The 16,529-nt window shown below is 66.0% G+C and carries 18 protein-coding genes; 6 read left to right on the forward strand and 12 right to left on the reverse strand.

Translation table 11 applies throughout. The annotated features are described in order from the left end of the window. The 5 genes from HF680_RS08215 to HF680_RS08235 form a co-directional block, all read right to left on the reverse strand. On the reverse strand, positions 1 to 1,182 hold the full coding sequence (locus HF680_RS08215) for a copper resistance protein B (RefSeq protein ID WP_185224712.1): 1,182 nt from the start codon (positions 1,180 to 1,182) through the stop codon (positions 1 to 3). Continuing rightward, a complete protein-coding gene (locus HF680_RS08220; RefSeq protein WP_185224713.1) occupies positions 1,182 to 2,990 on the reverse strand; it encodes a copper resistance system multicopper oxidase in 1,809 nt (602 codons plus the stop codon). The genes HF680_RS08215 and HF680_RS08220 overlap by 1 nt, the downstream gene beginning before the upstream one ends. A gap of 140 nt (positions 2,991 to 3,130) precedes the next feature. Further along, positions 3,131 to 3,679 (reverse strand): RNA polymerase sigma factor, encoded by a 549-nt coding sequence (locus tag HF680_RS08225; RefSeq protein WP_292077791.1) that lies wholly within the window; start codon positions 3,677 to 3,679, stop codon positions 3,131 to 3,133. Positions 3,680 to 3,688: 9 nt separating this feature from the next. Then, positions 3,689 to 4,129, reverse strand: a complete 441-nt coding sequence (locus tag HF680_RS08230) for a Spy/CpxP family protein refolding chaperone (RefSeq protein ID WP_185224715.1) — start codon at positions 4,127 to 4,129, stop codon at positions 3,689 to 3,691. Further along, positions 4,126 to 4,404, reverse strand: coding sequence for a hypothetical protein (locus HF680_RS08235; RefSeq protein ID WP_045811507.1), 279 nt, complete (start codon positions 4,402 to 4,404; stop codon positions 4,126 to 4,128). Before HF680_RS08235 ends, HF680_RS08230 begins: the two co-directional genes overlap by 4 nt. Before the next feature lie 190 nt (positions 4,405 to 4,594). Between HF680_RS08235 and HF680_RS08240 the strand changes: the two genes are divergently transcribed. The 3 genes from HF680_RS08240 to HF680_RS08250 are packed head-to-tail and all read left to right on the forward strand — an operon-like array spanning position 4,595 to position 6,700. Beyond that, the gene (locus tag HF680_RS08240; RefSeq protein WP_317134026.1) at positions 4,595 to 5,686 is read left to right on the forward strand and encodes an acyltransferase family protein; all 1,092 of its coding nucleotides are present in this window, start codon (positions 4,595 to 4,597) and stop codon (positions 5,684 to 5,686) included. Continuing rightward, on the forward strand, positions 5,683 to 6,159 hold the full coding sequence (locus tag HF680_RS08245) for a DUF411 domain-containing protein (protein ID WP_084375403.1): 477 nt from the start codon (positions 5,683 to 5,685) through the stop codon (positions 6,157 to 6,159). The genes HF680_RS08240 and HF680_RS08245 overlap by 4 nt, the downstream gene beginning before the upstream one ends. Positions 6,160 to 6,208: 49 nt before the next feature. Continuing rightward, on the forward strand, positions 6,209 to 6,700 hold the full coding sequence (locus tag HF680_RS08250) for a YybH family protein (protein ID WP_185224717.1): 492 nt from the start codon (positions 6,209 to 6,211) through the stop codon (positions 6,698 to 6,700). Between the two features lie 98 nt (positions 6,701 to 6,798). Here HF680_RS08250 and HF680_RS08255 read toward each other — a convergent pair whose 3' ends face one another. The 6 genes from HF680_RS08255 to HF680_RS08280 all read right to left on the reverse strand — a co-directional run bounded on the left by HF680_RS08255 (position 6,799) and on the right by HF680_RS08280 (position 11,784). Further along, positions 6,799 to 6,945: a hypothetical protein gene (locus tag HF680_RS08255; RefSeq protein ID WP_185224718.1), complete on the reverse strand. Its 147-nt coding sequence runs from the start codon at positions 6,943 to 6,945 to the stop codon at positions 6,799 to 6,801. A gap of 48 nt (positions 6,946 to 6,993) precedes the next feature. Then, positions 6,994 to 7,326, reverse strand: a complete 333-nt coding sequence (locus HF680_RS08260; RefSeq protein WP_185224719.1) for a hypothetical protein — start codon at positions 7,324 to 7,326, stop codon at positions 6,994 to 6,996. Between the two features lie 62 nt (positions 7,327 to 7,388). Then, on the reverse strand, positions 7,389 to 8,303 hold the full coding sequence (gene copD, locus HF680_RS08265; RefSeq protein WP_185224720.1) for a copper homeostasis membrane protein CopD: 915 nt from the start codon (positions 8,301 to 8,303) through the stop codon (positions 7,389 to 7,391). A gap of 4 nt (positions 8,304 to 8,307) precedes the next feature. After that, positions 8,308 to 8,670: a copper homeostasis periplasmic binding protein CopC gene (gene copC / locus HF680_RS08270; protein ID WP_165117293.1), complete on the reverse strand. Its 363-nt coding sequence runs from the start codon at positions 8,668 to 8,670 to the stop codon at positions 8,308 to 8,310. Between the two features lie 117 nt (positions 8,671 to 8,787). Then, positions 8,788 to 9,282 carry a DUF305 domain-containing protein gene (locus HF680_RS08275; RefSeq protein WP_230974793.1) on the reverse strand — a complete coding sequence of 165 codons (495 nt, stop codon included), beginning with the start codon at positions 9,280 to 9,282 and terminating at the stop codon, positions 8,788 to 8,790. A gap of 147 nt (positions 9,283 to 9,429) precedes the next feature. Further along, entirely contained in the window at positions 9,430 to 11,784 is a 2,355-nt protein-coding gene (locus HF680_RS08280; protein WP_185224721.1) for a heavy metal translocating P-type ATPase, read from the reverse strand. A gap of 103 nt (positions 11,785 to 11,887) precedes the next feature. Here HF680_RS08280 and HF680_RS08285 point away from each other — a divergent pair, with 103 nt between their 5' ends. From HF680_RS08285 to HF680_RS08295, 3 genes are read left to right on the forward strand one after another with little or no spacing between them, the layout of a single operon-like run. Further along, on the forward strand, positions 11,888 to 12,163 hold the full coding sequence (locus HF680_RS08285; RefSeq protein ID WP_040349360.1) for a metal-sensitive transcriptional regulator: 276 nt from the start codon (positions 11,888 to 11,890) through the stop codon (positions 12,161 to 12,163). A 58-nt stretch (positions 12,164 to 12,221) separates the two neighbouring features. Continuing rightward, on the forward strand, positions 12,222 to 12,665 hold the full coding sequence (locus tag HF680_RS08290; protein WP_235968894.1) for a DUF305 domain-containing protein: 444 nt from the start codon (positions 12,222 to 12,224) through the stop codon (positions 12,663 to 12,665). Further along, positions 12,596 to 14,065, forward strand: a complete 1,470-nt coding sequence (locus tag HF680_RS08295) for a TonB-dependent receptor (RefSeq protein WP_185224832.1) — start codon at positions 12,596 to 12,598, stop codon at positions 14,063 to 14,065. Before HF680_RS08290 ends, HF680_RS08295 begins: the two co-directional genes overlap by 70 nt. Positions 14,066 to 14,174: 109 nt before the next feature. Here the strand turns inward: HF680_RS08295 and HF680_RS08300 are convergent, their stop codons facing one another. Beyond that, complete coding sequence (locus HF680_RS08300; RefSeq protein ID WP_185224722.1) at positions 14,175 to 16,427, reverse strand: glycoside hydrolase family 88 protein; 2,253 nt, start codon at positions 16,425 to 16,427, stop codon at positions 14,175 to 14,177. Positions 16,428 to 16,529 lie beyond the last annotated feature (102 nt).

Here is a 16,529-nt window from a genome sequence, read left to right on the forward strand (position 1 = left end):
TCAGAACCAGGCCTTGAGGCCGATGACGAAGCGGGTGTCGTCAGCCTCGCCGCCTCGGGCCTCGATGTAGTCGGCGGTGTCTCCGAACGCGCGGCTCCACTCGACGCCGACATAGGGGGCGAACTCCTTGCGGAATTCATAGCGCAGCCGCAGGCCCGCCTCGACTGAGGACAGGCCCGAGCCGATCTCCAGCTCCGGAATGTCGCTCGCCGAGACGTCGATTTCGAGGCGCGGCTGGAGGATCAGGCGCTGGGTGATGCGCTGATCGTATTCGGCCTCGACGCGGGCGGTCAGGTCGCCCTCGGTCGACAGGAAGGCGGCGGCGTCGATCTCCCACCAGTGGGGCGCCAAGCCCTGCAGGCCGAGAACCAGATGCGTGGTGTCCTCGCCGTCGGGACGAAAGTCCTGACGCACGCCGGCCTGAACGTCCCAGAAGGGCGTCACCGCGCGGCTGTAGAGCGCCTGGACCTCAGCCTCCTCGAGCTCGCCGCCGAAGTCGCCTTCGCCCTCGGACTTCCACCAGAAGCGGTTGATGTCGCCGCCCGTCCAGCCCTGGACGTCCCAGAGATATGATTCGCCGTCGTCGCCGAAACCGGCTTCGAGACGGTCGACGATGACGGCGGTGGTGCGGACGTCGCCGTTCTCGCGGACCAGGGTCCGGCGAGAGGCGGCCATGGCCTCGGTGCCAAAGACGAGATCGGCCGCGTGAGCCGGGCCGCCCAGGGCGGCGGCGGGGAGCGGGTCTTCGGGCGGCCGGCCGGGATTGTCGGCGCTGGTGGGGACGTCCGGCGGCCCCATGCTCATGGCCGACATGTCATGCCCGGCGTGGGGATCGGCCTGGGCGGGGGCCATGGCGGACATGTCGTGGCCCGCATGGGGATCAGGCTGCGCCGGGGCCGGGGCCGCCATGTCGTGCCCCGCATGGGGATCGACGGGCGCGGGCTGAGCCGGCATCCGGTGGCCAGCGTGAGGATCGGGTGCGGGCGGGGTCGGCGCCGCCGGCATGACATGACCCGCGTGGGGGTCCTGCGCCGCCGGCCGGGCGGGCGCCTGCGGCGTCGGGGCCGGAGCGGGGCGGGCCGGCGCCGGCATCGTATGGCCGGCGTGCGGGTCCTGGGCCTGGGCGCTGAAGGCGCTGGCGGCGAGGACCAGGGGGGCGAGGGCGACGGCGAGGCGGATCATCAGTTGGCTCCGTCCATGGGCCGCACCGTCACGACGTTGAACATGCCGGCGTGCATGTGCATCAGCATATGGCAGTGGAACGCCCAGTCGCCGGGCGCGTCGGCGGTCAGGTCGAAGGTCACCTTGCCGCCGGGCGCGACGTTGACCGTATGCTTGAGCGGCTGATGTCCGGCCGGCCCGCCCGTCACCAGTTCAAAGAAGTGGCCGTGCAGGTGGATGGGATGGGCCATCATGGTGTCGTTGACCAGCGTCACCCGCACCCGCTCGTTGCGTTCGAAGCGGATCGGCTCGACCAGTTCGCTGAACTTGCGGCCGTCGAACCCCCACATGAACCGCTCCATGTTGCCGGTAAGGTGGATTTCCATCGTTCGCGACGGCGGGCGCTGGTCCTTGTTGGGCTGGAGCGACACCAGGTCGGTGTAGACAAGGACGCGGTGATCGACGTCTGTGAGACCGATCGGACGCTCGCCGAGGCGGTTGGCCGGGGCCATGGCGATCGCATCGACGCCGACGCCGACCGCCATGTCCGGCGGGGCGTTCTCGGGGTCACGCATGTTCATGCCGGCCATGGACATCCCGGCCATTTCGCCCGCCGGCGCCGCGCCCTGGGCCGGGGCTCCGTGGTCCATGCCGGCCATCACGCCGTGATCCATCCCGGACATGCCGCCCATTGAGCCGTGATCCATTCCGCCCATGCCCATGTCGCGCATGGTCAGATTGGGAACCTCGCGCAGCGGCGGAACCTCGGCGGTCATGCCCAGGCGGGGAGCCGGGGTCGCCCGTCCCATGCCGGAGCGGTCGATGGCTTCGGAGACGATGGTGTAGGCTCGGTCATCGGTCGGCCGGACGATGACGTCATAGGTCTCGGCCACCGAAATCTGGAACTCATCGGTCTCGACCGGGCGGACGTTCTCGCCGTCGGCCTGGACCACGGTCATCGGCAGGCCGGGAATGCGGATGTTGAAGATCGACATGGCCGAAGCGTTGATGATGCGCAGCCGCACCCGCTCGCCGGGCCGGAACAGGCCGGTCCAATTCTCCTGCGGACCGTGGCCGTTGATGAGATAGGTGTAGGTCGAGCCGTTGACGTCGAGGATGTCGCGAGGGTCCATCCGCATCTGGCCCCACATCCGCCGCTCCTCCAGGCTCATGCGGTCGCTGCCATCCAGGAGGCCCGCCAAGGTGGTGCGCTGCTGGTTGAAGTAGCCGGGGCTCTTCTTCAGTTTGTCGAGGATTTCGTGCGGATGCATGAAACTCCAGTCCGACAGGACCAGCACATGCTCGCGGTCGTAGGCGATGGGATCGGCGCCCGCCGGATCGATGACGATCGGACCGTAGTGCCCCATCGCCTCCTGAAGACCAGAGTGGCTGTGATACCAGAAGGTGCCCGACTGCTTGATCGGGAACTCATAGACGAAGGTCTCGCGGGCCTTGATGCCGGGAAAGCTGATGCCCGGCACGCCGTCCATCTGGAACGGCAGGAGCAAGCCGTGCCAGTGGATCGAGGTGTCCTCGTCCAGACCGTTGGTGACCGCTAGCCGGACATTCTGGCCCTCCCGCAGGCGCAGCAGCGGCGCCGGCAGAACGCCGTTGATGGTCACCGCATGGCCCGTGCGCCCCCCCACCGTGAAGGGCGAGTGGCCGACGGTCAGGTCGACGTTCGGTCCGGTCAGCGTCGGCAGGTCCGACCGCAGCCCCGCCGAACCCGTCTGCGCCCAGGCCGGAAGCAAGCCTTGCAGTCCCAGCAATCCACCGCCGATGGCGGCGCCCCGGAGAAGCGTTCGGCGATCAAGGCGAGCGGTCGACATCAGAGAAGTTTTCCTTGGTCGGCAAGTGAGCCGTTCGTTCAGATACGCATCTGAGCGGCGCATCCCTTGCGTCAGGTCGCCACAGTCTTCGAGATAACGCTCTTGCGCGCGCGCTCGGCACCGCGACGCCGAACCGGCGCTCAAGCCAAGGCGTCGACCAGCTTTTTTCGCGCGCGGGCGATCCGCGTTTCCACGGCCTTCGGCGTGATGCCCAATATGGATGCGACCTCCGCATGAGAGCGCCCTTCAAGCGTGGCCAACAGGAGTGGGGCCTTCAGGGCGTCGGGAAGCTCAGACAGCGCGTGTTGCAGGTCCTGGGCCCTGCGCTGATCGTCCAGCCTAGCTTCAGGCATGGGTGCGTCTTCCCCCACCGCCGTCGCCTCGGGAGCATCGAGCCCCATCACGCCGCGCACGACACGGCGAACGGAGCGCCGCCGGCTCCAGTCCCGACACTTGTTCAAGGCGATGGAACGCAGCCAGACATCGAAAGGCCGCGCCGGATCATATCGCCGCATGGCGAGCCACGCTGAGGCATAGGCTTCCTGAAGCACGTCATGCGCTTCAGCCTCGTCGCCGACGTAGCGGCGAATGAACCGGTAGAGGTCGGCCTTGGTGGCGGTCATCAAGGCAGTGAAAGCGGCCCGGTCTCCACCCGCCGCTCGGACCTCGATGCTGGCTTCAACCCCCACGCGCCGCGCTTAGCCGGCTTCGTAGCGTACGGCGTCGACGACGGCCGCGTCGAACACCTCGGCCTGTGCCGGGGTCAGAACGGATCGCATCTCGAACACATGGGTAATCGTCGCCTTTTGCAGATCGCCCATGGCGGTATGGAAGTGATCGACAGCCGCCTGGACCTGCGGCGTGTCCCCGTCGCTTGCGGCGATGGCGGCCGCGAGTTCGCGATTGGCGGCACGAACCTCCGCCTCCAGTGCCGGGCGACGCGCGGCGAAGCGGGCTTCAATGACGTCTAGACGGCGGTCCTGCTCCGCGCTAAGGTCGAGTTTTTCATGGACGACGCTGTGCAGGCTCGGCGGCTGGCGCTCGCGCATGATCCAGGTCGCGCTCGCCCAGGTCGCTGCCCCGCTGGCGAGCGCCGCCAAGATCGCCGTGGCGACGATCGACTTCCACGTCGCCCTCATCCCCAAACATCCAGGCTGGCCATAGGTGACAGGCCGGCTGACACCGTGAAGATACGCAGCTCTGAAGGCTCTGGCCGTGGGGTCATGAGCATCAGACCGCCGTTCGCACCGCCGACGACAAGGGCGATCGCCACGGCGGCGATCCGCACCTGACCCATTCGGGCGCGATCCCGGCGCTCGCCAATCCGGGACCAGACGGCGTCCTCCACGCCCGCAAGCCGTGAAGCGTCGCCGGGCGCAGCCGCTCCGATCAGTCTTTCGATGTCGTCAGTCATTGCGCACCTGCCTCACGCCCCCCCTCCATACGCGCCGGTTTGAGCTTCCCCTCATGAGGGGAAAGGTCCGGCCCCGCGTAGATACCAGAGAACGACCGGAATAGCCGTGTCGTCCAGGGGGATCGATGTGAGCGACAGGTCAGGCCCCGCCCGGGCTCCCTTCCCGGACGTGCTCGATCCCCTCACCAGCGTGAGGTTTTTCCTCGCGCTCGGCGTCGTGCTCTTCCATTTCCAGCTTTACTGGACCTTGCCTGCGGAGAGCGCGGGCCTGCTGAACCGCGCCCGGCTCGGCGTGGATGTCTTCTTCATCCTGTCGGGCTTCATCCTCGCGCACGTCTATCTGCAAGGGAACGGCGCGCCCGACTACAAGCGGTTTCTGGCAGCTCGGTTCGCCCGAATCTATCCGGCTCACCTGTTCATCCTCCTGGCCATGCTCGGGCTTGTATTGATCGCCCCGATGGTCGGCGTCGGTCTGGAGCCAGGCCGATTCAATCCCGCCGATTTCGCGGGCACTCTGCTGCTCGTTCAGGCCTGGTTTCCGCGCGAAACCATGGCGCTCTGGAACGGACCAGCCTGGTCGCTGTCTGCCGAATGGTTCGCCTATCTGTTCTTCCCGGCCTACGCTGCTGTCGCCCTCCGCCTGCGGTCGAGGCCGTGGGCTCTGATCGCACTCTCCGCGCTGCTGTTCGTCGCGCTTGACGCCTTTTACCGGACGCAGTTCGGGCGGGTCCTGCCACGGGCGGAGGACAGCCTGGGCATCCTGCGCATCATTCCCGAATTCCTCTACGGCATTGGCCTCTACTATCTCGGTCAGCGCTGGACGCCTTCGCCGCGAATGTCCCTCATGGGCGCCCTGGTCGCCACGACCCTGCTGCTGACGCTCATGCAGATCGGCGCCGACGACCGGGTCATCGTGGCGGCGGCCGGTCTCTTCATCCTGTCGCTCGCCCTGTTGGCCAAGGCTCCGGTCCGGACCTTCCTGTCTCACCCCGTCCTTCTGTTCGCCGGCGAAGCGTCGTTCGCCCTCTATCTCGTCCACATCCCCATCCTGATGGTGTGGCGCAATGCGGCGCAGGCGTTCTCCGGCTGGGGTGCGGACTATCGAATGGGCCTGGACGAACTGGCCGCCATGCTTGTGTTGACGCTCGCCGCCGCGGCCGCCATCCATGTCTTCGTCGAGCAGCCTGGCCGACGGTGGTTGCGGGCGCGGCTGGCGCCGCAGCGCGCCGACCCTGTCGAGGCGCAGCGATCCGTCCACAGCGATCAGGGAGAACCCTTTTGAATCCCGCCAATCTGAACCGTCGTCTACTCATGGGCGCGGCCGTCTTCATCGGCATGGGCGGGTCCGCCTGCGCCCAGACCCGTCCGTCCAGAAACCTCACGGTCTTCAAGACGCCCACCTGCGCCTGCTGCGACGCCTGGATCGCGCACATGCGCCAGGCGGGCTTCACCACCACCATCACCGTCCTTCCAAGCCTTCAATCGGTCCGGAGCAGCCGGGGCATGCCGGACGCGCTCGCCTCCTGTCATACCGGTCTGATCGATGGCTATCTGGTCGAGGGTCATGTGCCGGCCCCGGACGTCATTCGACTGCTGACCGAGCGACCGGCGGCGGTGGGCGTCGCGGTCCCGGGCATGCCGCTCGGTTCGCCCGGCATGGAGACGCCGCAGGGGCGCAAGGAGCCCTACGACACTCTGCTGGTGCTTCGCTCGGGCGCGACCCGCGTGTTCGCCCGCCACAACCCGCCGGCCTGACGCAGATCGCGCTCAGCCCGTTCAGATCACCCACAATCCGGAGTTCGCCATGTCCCGCACCTCTCTCGCCCTCGTCCTGTCGCTCGCCGTGCTTTCGGCGACACCCGCCTTCGCCCAGGACCACGCCCACGTGCATGCCCAAGCCGCCGGCTCGGTCGCCGCGGAAGCTGCGGACGCGGCGGCGGCCGTCGACGCCTTTCACGTCGCCCTGAAGGCCGGCGACACGGCCGTCGCCCTGGCCCTGATGGCGCCGGATGTGATGATCTTCGAGGAGGGTGGCGCGGAGCGATCGCGCGACGAGTATGCGTCCCATCACCTGGGCTCGGACGCCGCCTTCGCCGCCGCCTCTGAAGCGACGGTGACGCGCAGATCGGGATGGGCCGACGGGGACATCGCCTGGATCACCAGCGAAGGCCGCACCACGGGCCAATTCAACGGCCGCGCCGTAGACCGCCTGACGACCGAAACCATGGTCCTCAAACGCCATGCCGACGGCTGGCGCATCCACCACATTCACTGGTCGTCGCGCGCGCCCGGCTGACGCTCAGGCCCGCGCCAGCGGGTCGCCGGCCCTGCGACGTCGGTGAGGAACATCGAGAAGACGCCCGCCCTCGCGGGCGGGCGTCCCCGATCATACGATCAGCAGCAGGTGCAGGCTTCCGCGCAGGCTGCGATAGCGTCGCAGCAAGCGCATACGGCCTGCGCCACGGCGTGCGGCGCGGCCGCGAAGGCGGCTGAACCGGAAGCCAGCAGCACCAGGGCTGCGAGGGTGAGCGTGCGTTTCATGGTTTTGATCTCTGTTTGATTGAATGAGTTCGGTCTTCTTCAACAGGATCAGCGTCGCGGGGGCGGGTCGTCCGCCTCCGCGGTGAAATCGGCATGCCGCGCATCAAGGGATGGATAGAGGACAGACGCATAGGCCCGTGCGGGGGTGGGTTCACCGCCCTGAGGGACCAGGCCCTGGCAGATGGCCAGACACGCCTTATGGCACGAGATCCTGACGGTCTTCGGCTCGCAAGGGACGCCGTCGCCGCTCATCGACATGGACGCCATATCCTGATCGACCGGAGCTTCGCAGGCGATCGAAGCGGTGGACACGAACAGCACGGCAAACGCCGCTAGCAGCGCGGTCGTCAGTCGGACGAGGTCATGACGCAGGAACGGCATCGTCTGATCATACTTCAATGGCCGGCGGAGCGACGACCTCATTCAGATCATCGCGATCGCGGCTACAGAGACGCCGGGGGCGGTAGGGTTCCCATGACCGCCACGACGCCGATCAGGGCGAGTCCCAGACCCGTTTCGACCAACAGGCTGCGCCGGAGCGCGCTCATGGCGGCGAGGGAGGGTTGGCCCGTCTCCAGCGCAGAGCCCAGTGTCGGCGTCAGCCGGAACCGGTTGCTCGCCGCCAGCGCCAGCATCAAACCGAAGAGGACGAGCTTGGCGACCAGAAGCTGGCCGTAGAGGTTGCCCGCGATCGACGCCACGCGCTCGGGACCGATCAGGAACCAGCTGTTCACGAGACCGGTCAGCACCAGCAACAGGACCGCCAGCGTTCCCAGACCGGCGAAGCCATGCAGGGCGCGATGGATTGCACGATCGTCCGGACCGGCTCGGCGCAAAAGCAGGGCCGTCAACGCCGCCAGGGCGCCCAGCCACAAGGCCGCTGCCACCGCGTGAATGATGTTGGCGACGAGATGTATGGGCCCGCCAGGGCCCTCGGTGGCCGCGCCATGACCCGTCCACGCGAAGCTGGCGGCCACGATCAGACCCAAGGCGGCCGTCACGCTCCAGAGCGCGCGACCGGGTTTCAGGGCGACCAAGGCGACAAGCCCAAGCAAGGCGGCGGCGGCCCGCACGACCATCGCCATGCCCAGGGCCGTGCCGGTGACCATGAAGGACAGGGACGCGGGTTTGACGGCTTCGCTCAGCGACCCCGCCATGACGGCCGTCTGGGCCACCAGGGCGGCGAGCGAGCCGAGCGCGACGATGATCGCCGCGAGGCGCAATGTCGGTCGCGACCATTCCAGGTTCGGCGCGTCGGGGTCTTTGAAGCTGTAGAGAAGGAACAGCGGCGCGCCGAGAAGGACGACGCCGCCGGCGTATTGAAGCCAGCGAAGCGCGATGACCGCGACTTCCAGCACGGCGTCAGCGCACCGTGAAGGTGTAGGATCCCGTCATGCGGTGGCCGTCGCTCGACGCGATACGCCAGTCGACACGGTAGGCGCCGGCGGCCAGCGGGCGAGCCAGCGCGCCCGTGAGGGTCCTGCCGTCCTCGGCGACCGAGGTGCGGATCGCGATCTTCTCCCCCGCCGCATTGACGACGTCGAAGCCGGAAAAGGCGGGAACGCTGCGTTCGCTGAAGGTCAGGGTCAGCGTCCGGGTCGCGGCCACGGTGGAGTCGGGCGCCGGGGTGGCGCTGACCAGGCGAGCGTGGGCCGCCGCCGGTCCGGCGGCGAAGGCCACGACCGCCGCGACGGCGATGAAGGGCGCGGGGTTGAAGTAACGCATACTCAGTCTCCAGACGTTTGGCCGGTCCCGGCCTTCTGCTTCTCTACGCGCCACACGACCGCGTCCCTCATGAAGAGGAAGCGGGCGGCGGCTGAGGCCTTCCCCCGCACGCCGGGGTCAGCGGCGACGCTTCTCGAGGAGCGCCTGCATCTGGGCGATCTCCTCCTGTTGACCACGCACGATGCCGTCGCACAGGGCGATGATCTCCGGATCGGTCAGGGAGGCTTGCTCGCACATCAACACAGCCCCGGAATGGTGCGGGATCATCGATCGCAGGAATTCGTCGTCGCCAACGAACGCCTGGGTGCGCATGCCGACGAAGCTGCCGACGAAGATCACGACGGCGACCGCTCCAATGACCAGGTTCGTTTTGCGCGACGGGTACATGGACCGCATGAAGACGAGCATGAGGACCGCCATCGGCGCGACCATCATCAGGGTCATGTAGACGTTGTTCAGGTTGAGATAGAAGTGACCGAGCGTGGCGATCATCGTGTACATGACCAGGTACATGATGACGAAATCGAGCGCCAACTCGAGGTACAGGCTCCGATAAGGGCCGAGTCCACGAGCGTTGCCTTGCCCGCCGTGGTCCATCTGTTGATGAGACATCGTCCGTATCCTCTTCAGAAATTTCAGTTCGTCTTCGCCTGCCGCTGCGAATGCCTGGAGACTGCGGTCAGCGTCTAAATCAATCCGGCCCGTCACAGCCGGTTCCTCCCTTGGGTGGGTGGGCGGACTGGTGATTGCCTATCCTGGCTAAAGCCTCACCGCGCGCAGTCTCAGCGCATTGCCGATGACGCTGACCGAGGAGAGCGCCATTGCGAGCGCCGCAAGGGCAGGCGAGAGAAGCCAGCCGAAGACGGGATAAAGCAGGCCAGCCGCCACGGGGATGCCAAGGGCGTTGTAGCCGAAGGCGAAAACGAGGTTTTGGCGGATGTTGCCCATCACCGCGCGGGACAGACGCCGTGCGCGCACGATGCCTTGCAGATCTCCGCCCAGAAGGGTGACGCCGGCGCTTTCGATGGCGACGTCCGAACCCGCCCCCATAGCGACGCCGACATCGGCGGCGGCGAGGGCAGGGGCATCGTTGACGCCATCTCCCGCCATGGCGACGATCCGACCCTGCGAACGAAGCTGTTGTACTACAGACGCCTTGTCCTGCGGCAGAACCTCCGCCTGGACTTCGTCGATGCCGAGGCGACGCGCGACCGCTTCGGCCGTCGTCCGGTTGTCCCCGGTCATCATCACCAGCCGCAGACCGGCCGCTTTCAGCGCGAGGATCGCAGCCGGCGTGGTGGCCTTGATGGGATCGGCGATGCCGATGACCCCGGCCGCCTTTCCGTCGATAGCCACGAATATGGCGGTGGCGCCGTCGTGGCGAAGGGCCTCCGCCTTCGGCTCCAGCGCGGAGACGTCGATTGAAAGCTCGCCGAGAAAACGGGTGTTGCCCAGGGCGACCTGGCGGCCCTCAATCGTCCCGCGGACGCCGCGACCGACCGGGCTGTCGAAGTCCACGGCCTCGGTAAGGGGGATGTCCCGATCCTTGGCTGCCCGGACAATCGCGTCGGCCAACGGATGTTCGCTGCCCCGCTCGAGGCTGGCCGACAGACGCAGGATGTCCGCTTCCACGAAGCCCTGGGCTGGCAGGATCGCCGTCACCGACGGACGGCCCTCCGTCAGGGTGCCGGTCTTGTCCAGAACGAGGGTGTCGACTTTCTCGAAGCGTTCGAGCGCCTCGGCGTTCTTGATCAGGACGCCGGCGTGGGCGCCACGTCCCACCCCGACCATGATCGAGATCGGCGTGGCCAAACCCAACGCACAGGGACAGGCGATGATGAGCACCGAAACGGCGGCGACCAGGGCGTAGGACAAACGGGGCTCGGGACCGACCAGGCCCCAGACGACGGCGGCGAGCAGGGCGATCGCGATCACTGTGGGAACGAACCATCCGGAGACCGTATCGGCCAGCCGCTGGATCGGGGCGCGACTGCGCTGGGCCTGGGCCACCATCTGGACGATCTGCGCCAGCAGGGTGTCGGCGCCCACCTTGTCGGCGCGCATGATGAAGGATCCGGTCTTGTTGAGCGCGCCGGCCACGACGCGGTCGCCGACGTCCTTGGTCACCGGCATGGACTCGCCGGTCACCATGGATTCATCGACAGCGACCCGCCCCTCCAGGAGTTCGCCATCGACCGGGATCTTCTCTCCGGGCCGGACCCGCAGGCGGTCGCCGACGGCGATCTGGTCAAGCGAGACATCTTCATCGACGCCGTCCGCCCGGATTCGGCGGGCGGTCTTGGGCGTGAGGTCCAGCAGGGCGCGGATCGCGCCCGAGGTCTGTTCGCGGGCGCGCAGCTCCAGAATCTGGCCGACGAGGACCAGCACGGTGATAACCGCCGCCGCCTCGAAATACACCGGCGCGCTGCCGTCGGCCTTCAGGAAGGCGGGCGGGAACAGGGTTGGCGCGACGACGGCCACGACGCTGTAAAGCCATGCCACGCCGACCCCCATGGCGATCAGGGTGAACATATTCAGCCGACGGGTGCGCAGCGATGTCCAGCCGCGCTCGAAGAAGGGCCAGCCGCACCAGAGAACCACGGGGGTCGCCAAAGCGAACTGGATCCAGTTCGACATCTGGCCCGGGATGAACATGTGGAGATTGGCCAGATGTCCGCCCATTTCCAGGGCGAAGACCGGCAGGGTCAGGACCAGACCGACCCAAAAGCGTCTGGTGAAGTCGATCAGCTCGTGGTTGGGCGGGGCTTCCGCCGTGACCGTCTCCGGCTCAAGCGCCATGCCGCAGATCGGGCAGGAGCCTGGGCCTTCCTGCCGGATCTCGGGGTGCATCGGGCAGGTGTAGATGGCGCCGGGAACGGCCGGCTCGGCCTCCACGCGAGGGTTCAGGTAACGCATCGGATCGCCGATGAATTTGGTCCGGCACCCCGCCGAGCAGAAGAAATAGTCCTGACCGCCATGACTGGCTCGGTGAGCGGTAGTCGTCGGATCGACCGACATGCCGCAGACGGGATCCTTGACCGTAGCCGCGCCATCCGAGGCCTTCGCCCCGCAGCAGGCGTGACCCGAGGCATGATTGTGAGGATGCGTGGACATGTCGCTCTCTCCGGCTGACCGAAGGGCTCACATATACCCATGGGGGGGTATATCGCAAGATACCCGTCTGGGGTATATGGGGGTGCTCAGGAGGACAGGCCGCATGCAAACCGACACGAAACCCAAAGTCCTCAACAGGCTCAGTCGGATCGAAGGCCAGGTGCGGGGAATCTCCCGCATGGTTGAAGATGACCGGTATTGCGTCGACTTGCTGACGCAACTTCAGGCCGTTCGAGCCGCGCTCCATCGCGTGGAGACCGAAGTGCTACGGGATCACCTCGACCACTGCGTCATGGGCGCCATGACCGGCGACGATCCCGAGGATCGCAAGGCCAAGGCCGGCGAGCTGATCGAGCTCTTGGCGCGGGCCGGACGGTAGGGTCGGCGGAACGAATGGGCCCTCCTGGTCGCTAACGTCGGGACCCCAAGGAGCCGTCATGAAACGCATCAGCCTCGTCCTCGCCGCCTGCGCCTTGGCTACGGCCTGTTCCCCGCAAGCCGAAGAGCCCGCCGTAGCCACGCCTGAGGCCGCCGCAGCGGCAGACGCCCATGGCGGAATGGAGGGCGGCATGGCTGCGCCTGCGCCCGGCGACTCCGTCGCCACCCAAGGCTACAAGGCCTCGATGAACACGATGATGGAGGCGATGCCCGCCTTCACCGGGGACGCCGACATCGACTTCATGAAGCAGATGCGAGGTCACCACGTCGCCGCCGTCTCGGTGGCCCGTGTGGAGCTCGCGCAAGGCAAGGACGCCCACGCCCGCTTGGACGATCACCCTCGCATCCGACCGCGCGGCCTCCCCGCTCGGAACTGCGCATCAGTTCGAACTTCCAGGAAAACGTCTATACGACGGGTGAGGCCAACTTCGCCTTCGACGTAAGCGATTGGCTCACACTGAAAGCGGGCGTCAGCCGCAAGGAATATGAGTCGAGCAGCCGCGCTTTCGCGCGCCCAAACAACGCCAACGGTTCGCCAGCGCTGCCGGCGGGCACGAGCATGGCTTCGGTCACCAATCTGCTTACCGGGTTCGGTCGCAATCTCGATCTCCCGTCAGGCGCTGCGACCAGCTGGGTTCGGCCGGATCTGGCTGCATTGCAAACAGTCTGGAACTACAACTGCAACTGCGACACGGGCGTAGCAGGCGGTGATTTCCGACTGATCGGCCTGAACGGCAATCCGTCCACCTATGGCAACTGGCGTGACGTGACCGAGACCGACACCGGCGCCTATATCCAGGCCGACTGGGACACGGAAATCATGGGTGTGCCCTTCCGAGGCAATGTCGGTGTGCGTCAGGTCAAGACCGAGGTCGACGCCTTGGGTTATTCGAACGTCGGTGGTGTTGCGACGCCGGTCCGGGGCGAGAACGAATATGACGACACCCTACCGTCGCTGAACGTGTCGATCGAGCCGATGAAGGATTTGATCGTGCGTTTGGGCGCCGCCAAGGTCATGGCGCGACCGCCTGTCACCAGTCTGGTTCCGGTCTTCACGCTGAGCGCGGCCGGGGCGGCGACGAATACGGCGTCGTTGGGCAATGTCGAGTTGGAACCCTATCGGGCGACGACCTACGACCTGTCGGTTGAATATTACTTCGCGCCTGAAGCTCTGCTGTCCTTCGCCTACTTCTACAAGGACATCTCGACCTATGTGCAGACGACCACCGAACCGCTTTCGTACAGCCAACTGACGGCCTTGAACCCTGTGGCCTTCCCGGCGGGCGGTCGTCCTGCCGGCGACATCTATCAGTTCAGCACGCCCACAAACACGCCGGGCGGCCCGCTGAAAGGCTTCGAGATCAGCTATCAGCAGACGTTCTCCTTCCTGCCCAGCCTGCTGTCGAATATCGGTACGCAGCTGAACTACACGCACGTTGAATCGGAGATTCAGTATTGCGTCACCGCAACCTGCGCGGCCTTCGTCACAGCGGACTTGGTCAATCTGTCGCCAAACGCCTGGAACGCCACGCTGTATTATGACGACGGCAAGTTCAATGCGCGTGTGTCGGCGGCCTATCGCGACACCTATTTCCAGAACGTGCCGGGTTCAAACGGCGCCACGGGCCTGATCCCGTATCAGGGCAAGACCGAAACCACGACGATCGACGCTTCAGCATCGTATAACCTGACCGATAACCTCAGTGTTTCTGTCGAGGGGCTGAATCTGACCGACGAAGCCAATCGTCAGAACCACGGCGACATCGGCCTGCCGCGTGACAGCACCTATGTCTATCACCACACTGGCCGCCAGGTTTACATTGGCGCGCGGTATCGCTTCTGATCCCAACAGATCGGCGAAATAAAACAGGCGGCGTCGGTATGTCCGGCGCCGCCTTTTTTTTGACCTTGGCGGAAATGGCGCGACGCGGCGCGAGGCCTTTTGCTTACGACTAGTCGCCTTGGCGGAAGTCGAACCTTTGGTTTGCGACGAAATCTTCCCAGGCGCTGCGCGTGGCGAAGTCCAGGCCGCGATCCCACGCCGATCCCATGTAGTAGGTGAACGACTGACCCGGCGTGACCCGCACCAGGATCAGATAGTTGTCGGCGTCTTCGGTGAAGCCTTCGACCGTGGCGGGATCAACCGCCAGAGCGATGCCGAGCGAGCCATGCTCGGGGTTTTCAGGCTCCCAGAACATCAGACGCCCGTGTGCGGCGTCGCGCGTGACGAAGCCCCGTCCGTTGTCGTTGCTGCGCTTCGAAATGCCGATCGCGACGATCAGCGGTGCGTCGGAGTTCGAGGTCAGAGTGGAAGTCATTCGCGTAAAGTTGGAGCCTAACGGAAGGCTGAACTCACGCCTTTCTGAAACCGTGCGCACGACGTCGACAGGCCAAGGACGGTAGGTCACGCTGAACCGCGCCTCGCCGCCGCCGGTTTTCTCAATCTGGTAGGTGGAGAAGTTGCGACTGGTCCAGAGCTTGTTGTCGTACCAGATGCCCAGACCCCCGGCGCCTCTGCCGCGTCCCACGTCGTAATAATCCAGGCCTTCGCCGCGATCGACGTGATAGTTCGGGAACTTCAACTGGCGGTCCATGAAGGGATAGCGGACCCGTTTGGCCCACACATCGATGCCCGAGCCAGACGGCGCCTCGCGCGCTTCAAGCGTGGGACCGTAAATGCGATGAGCGACGCGATCGTTTTCCCATAGCAGGTCATCCAAACGATCCGGCGCGAAGCGGGCGACCGCGCGCGGTCGCTGCTGGTCTTCCGGCGGCGGCTCCAGCGGTTCGATGGTCGAGGGTCGATTCAGAGCGGATGGATCGTAGGAGAGCGCCGAGGTCGCACGCATTTCGGCGTCTCGACGTCGGATTTCTTCGGCGCCGACGACCGTCACGGGGGCGGGCGGGACAGGGGTGGTCGCAGCGATCACTTCGGCCGTGTCGCGCGTGGGTTCCGTTAATGGCAGAGAGCGAACTGGATCATTCAGAGACGCGACTTCCAGCCCGGCCAGAATATAGGTTCCTGAAGCATAGAGGCCGACGTCCTCAGGGTCGGTCGATACGGGCTGATCGCCAGTCCTCTGCGCCGCGCCCACCAGGCCGTTCGCAAGCACATGGCGGTTCAGCCCGGCCCAACCCTTCAACACGTGCGGCAGGTAGATGTCGCGATCCAGAAGGCCGTGATTGATCCCCCAGGCCAGAGCGTAGACATAAAAGACCGAGCCTGAGGTTTCAGCCTCGGGATAGGCTTCGGGATCCAGCAAGCTGGCGCGCCACAGTCCGTCTTCTTGTTGGAGACCTGCGATCCTGCCGGCCATCTTCTGGAAGAGGTCGACATAGAAGCCGCGCCCGGCCAAATCGGCAGGCACGGATTCCAGCCATCGCACCAAACCGCCCATGACCCAGCCATTGGCCCGCGACCAGTAGATGCGGTCGCCATCAGCGTCACGATGGTTCTCGTCCTTGAACCGTTCGTCGCGCAGAAAGAGTTTTTCGTCCTCCACCCACAGCCGCGCCGCTGTGCGTCGCCATTCCTTGTCTGCGGCGTTCAGATATTTCGGATCGCCTGTGATCGCGGTCATCCGGGCGAAGACCGGGGGCGCCATATAGAGCGCGTCGGCCCACCACCAGACCAGCGCCGGTGTGTCTTCCGCCCGGGCCAGATAGGGGACCTGCCAGTCCAGCCGCTGACGCAGCGGCATCAGCACGCCCTCCTGTCCACGACGCGCGTAGAGTTCTTCGTAGAGATCGCCGATCGCGATATCGTCGGCGTTCAGCATCGTCTTGCCCGAGCGCGCGCCCCGTACACTGTAGTTGTAGTGATCGGCCACGGCGCTCAAAAAGCGCAGGGTTCTCCTGTCGTCCGAGACGCGCGCAAGTCGCGAGGCGCCGACGTAAAAGGTGGCTGCGACCCAGTTCGACGACATCTGCGTCAGGTTGCTGCCCGTCGATAGAGCGAGCGGCTCGGCGGCCATGGCGGCGATTTGCGAGGAAGCAACATATTCGACAGCCGCCATCGTGCTCTCTCGAGACGGCACGCCTGCCACGTCGGTGTAAAGGGCGGGGCGATCGCGTTCAGCCAGCCATTCAGCCTCGACGCCCGGCGGCAAGGCTCCGGTCGTTTGCGCTAGAACGGGGCCGGACATGGCGGCCGAGCTCATCAGGACTGCTATCAGGCCAAGGCAGGGTCGGGTTGGCAGGGCCATGTTTCCTCCGGCGCTGCTCCGGGCGGCGCATGATGGTTGGTGGCCCACCTGGACAGCGAGCCGCAACGTAACCGGTGTCAAATTCTGACGATCAACTATCGG

The sequence above is a fragment of the Brevundimonas huaxiensis genome, assembly GCF_014218725.1.
GTDB classification, from domain to species: domain Bacteria; phylum Pseudomonadota; class Alphaproteobacteria; order Caulobacterales; family Caulobacteraceae; genus Brevundimonas; species Brevundimonas huaxiensis.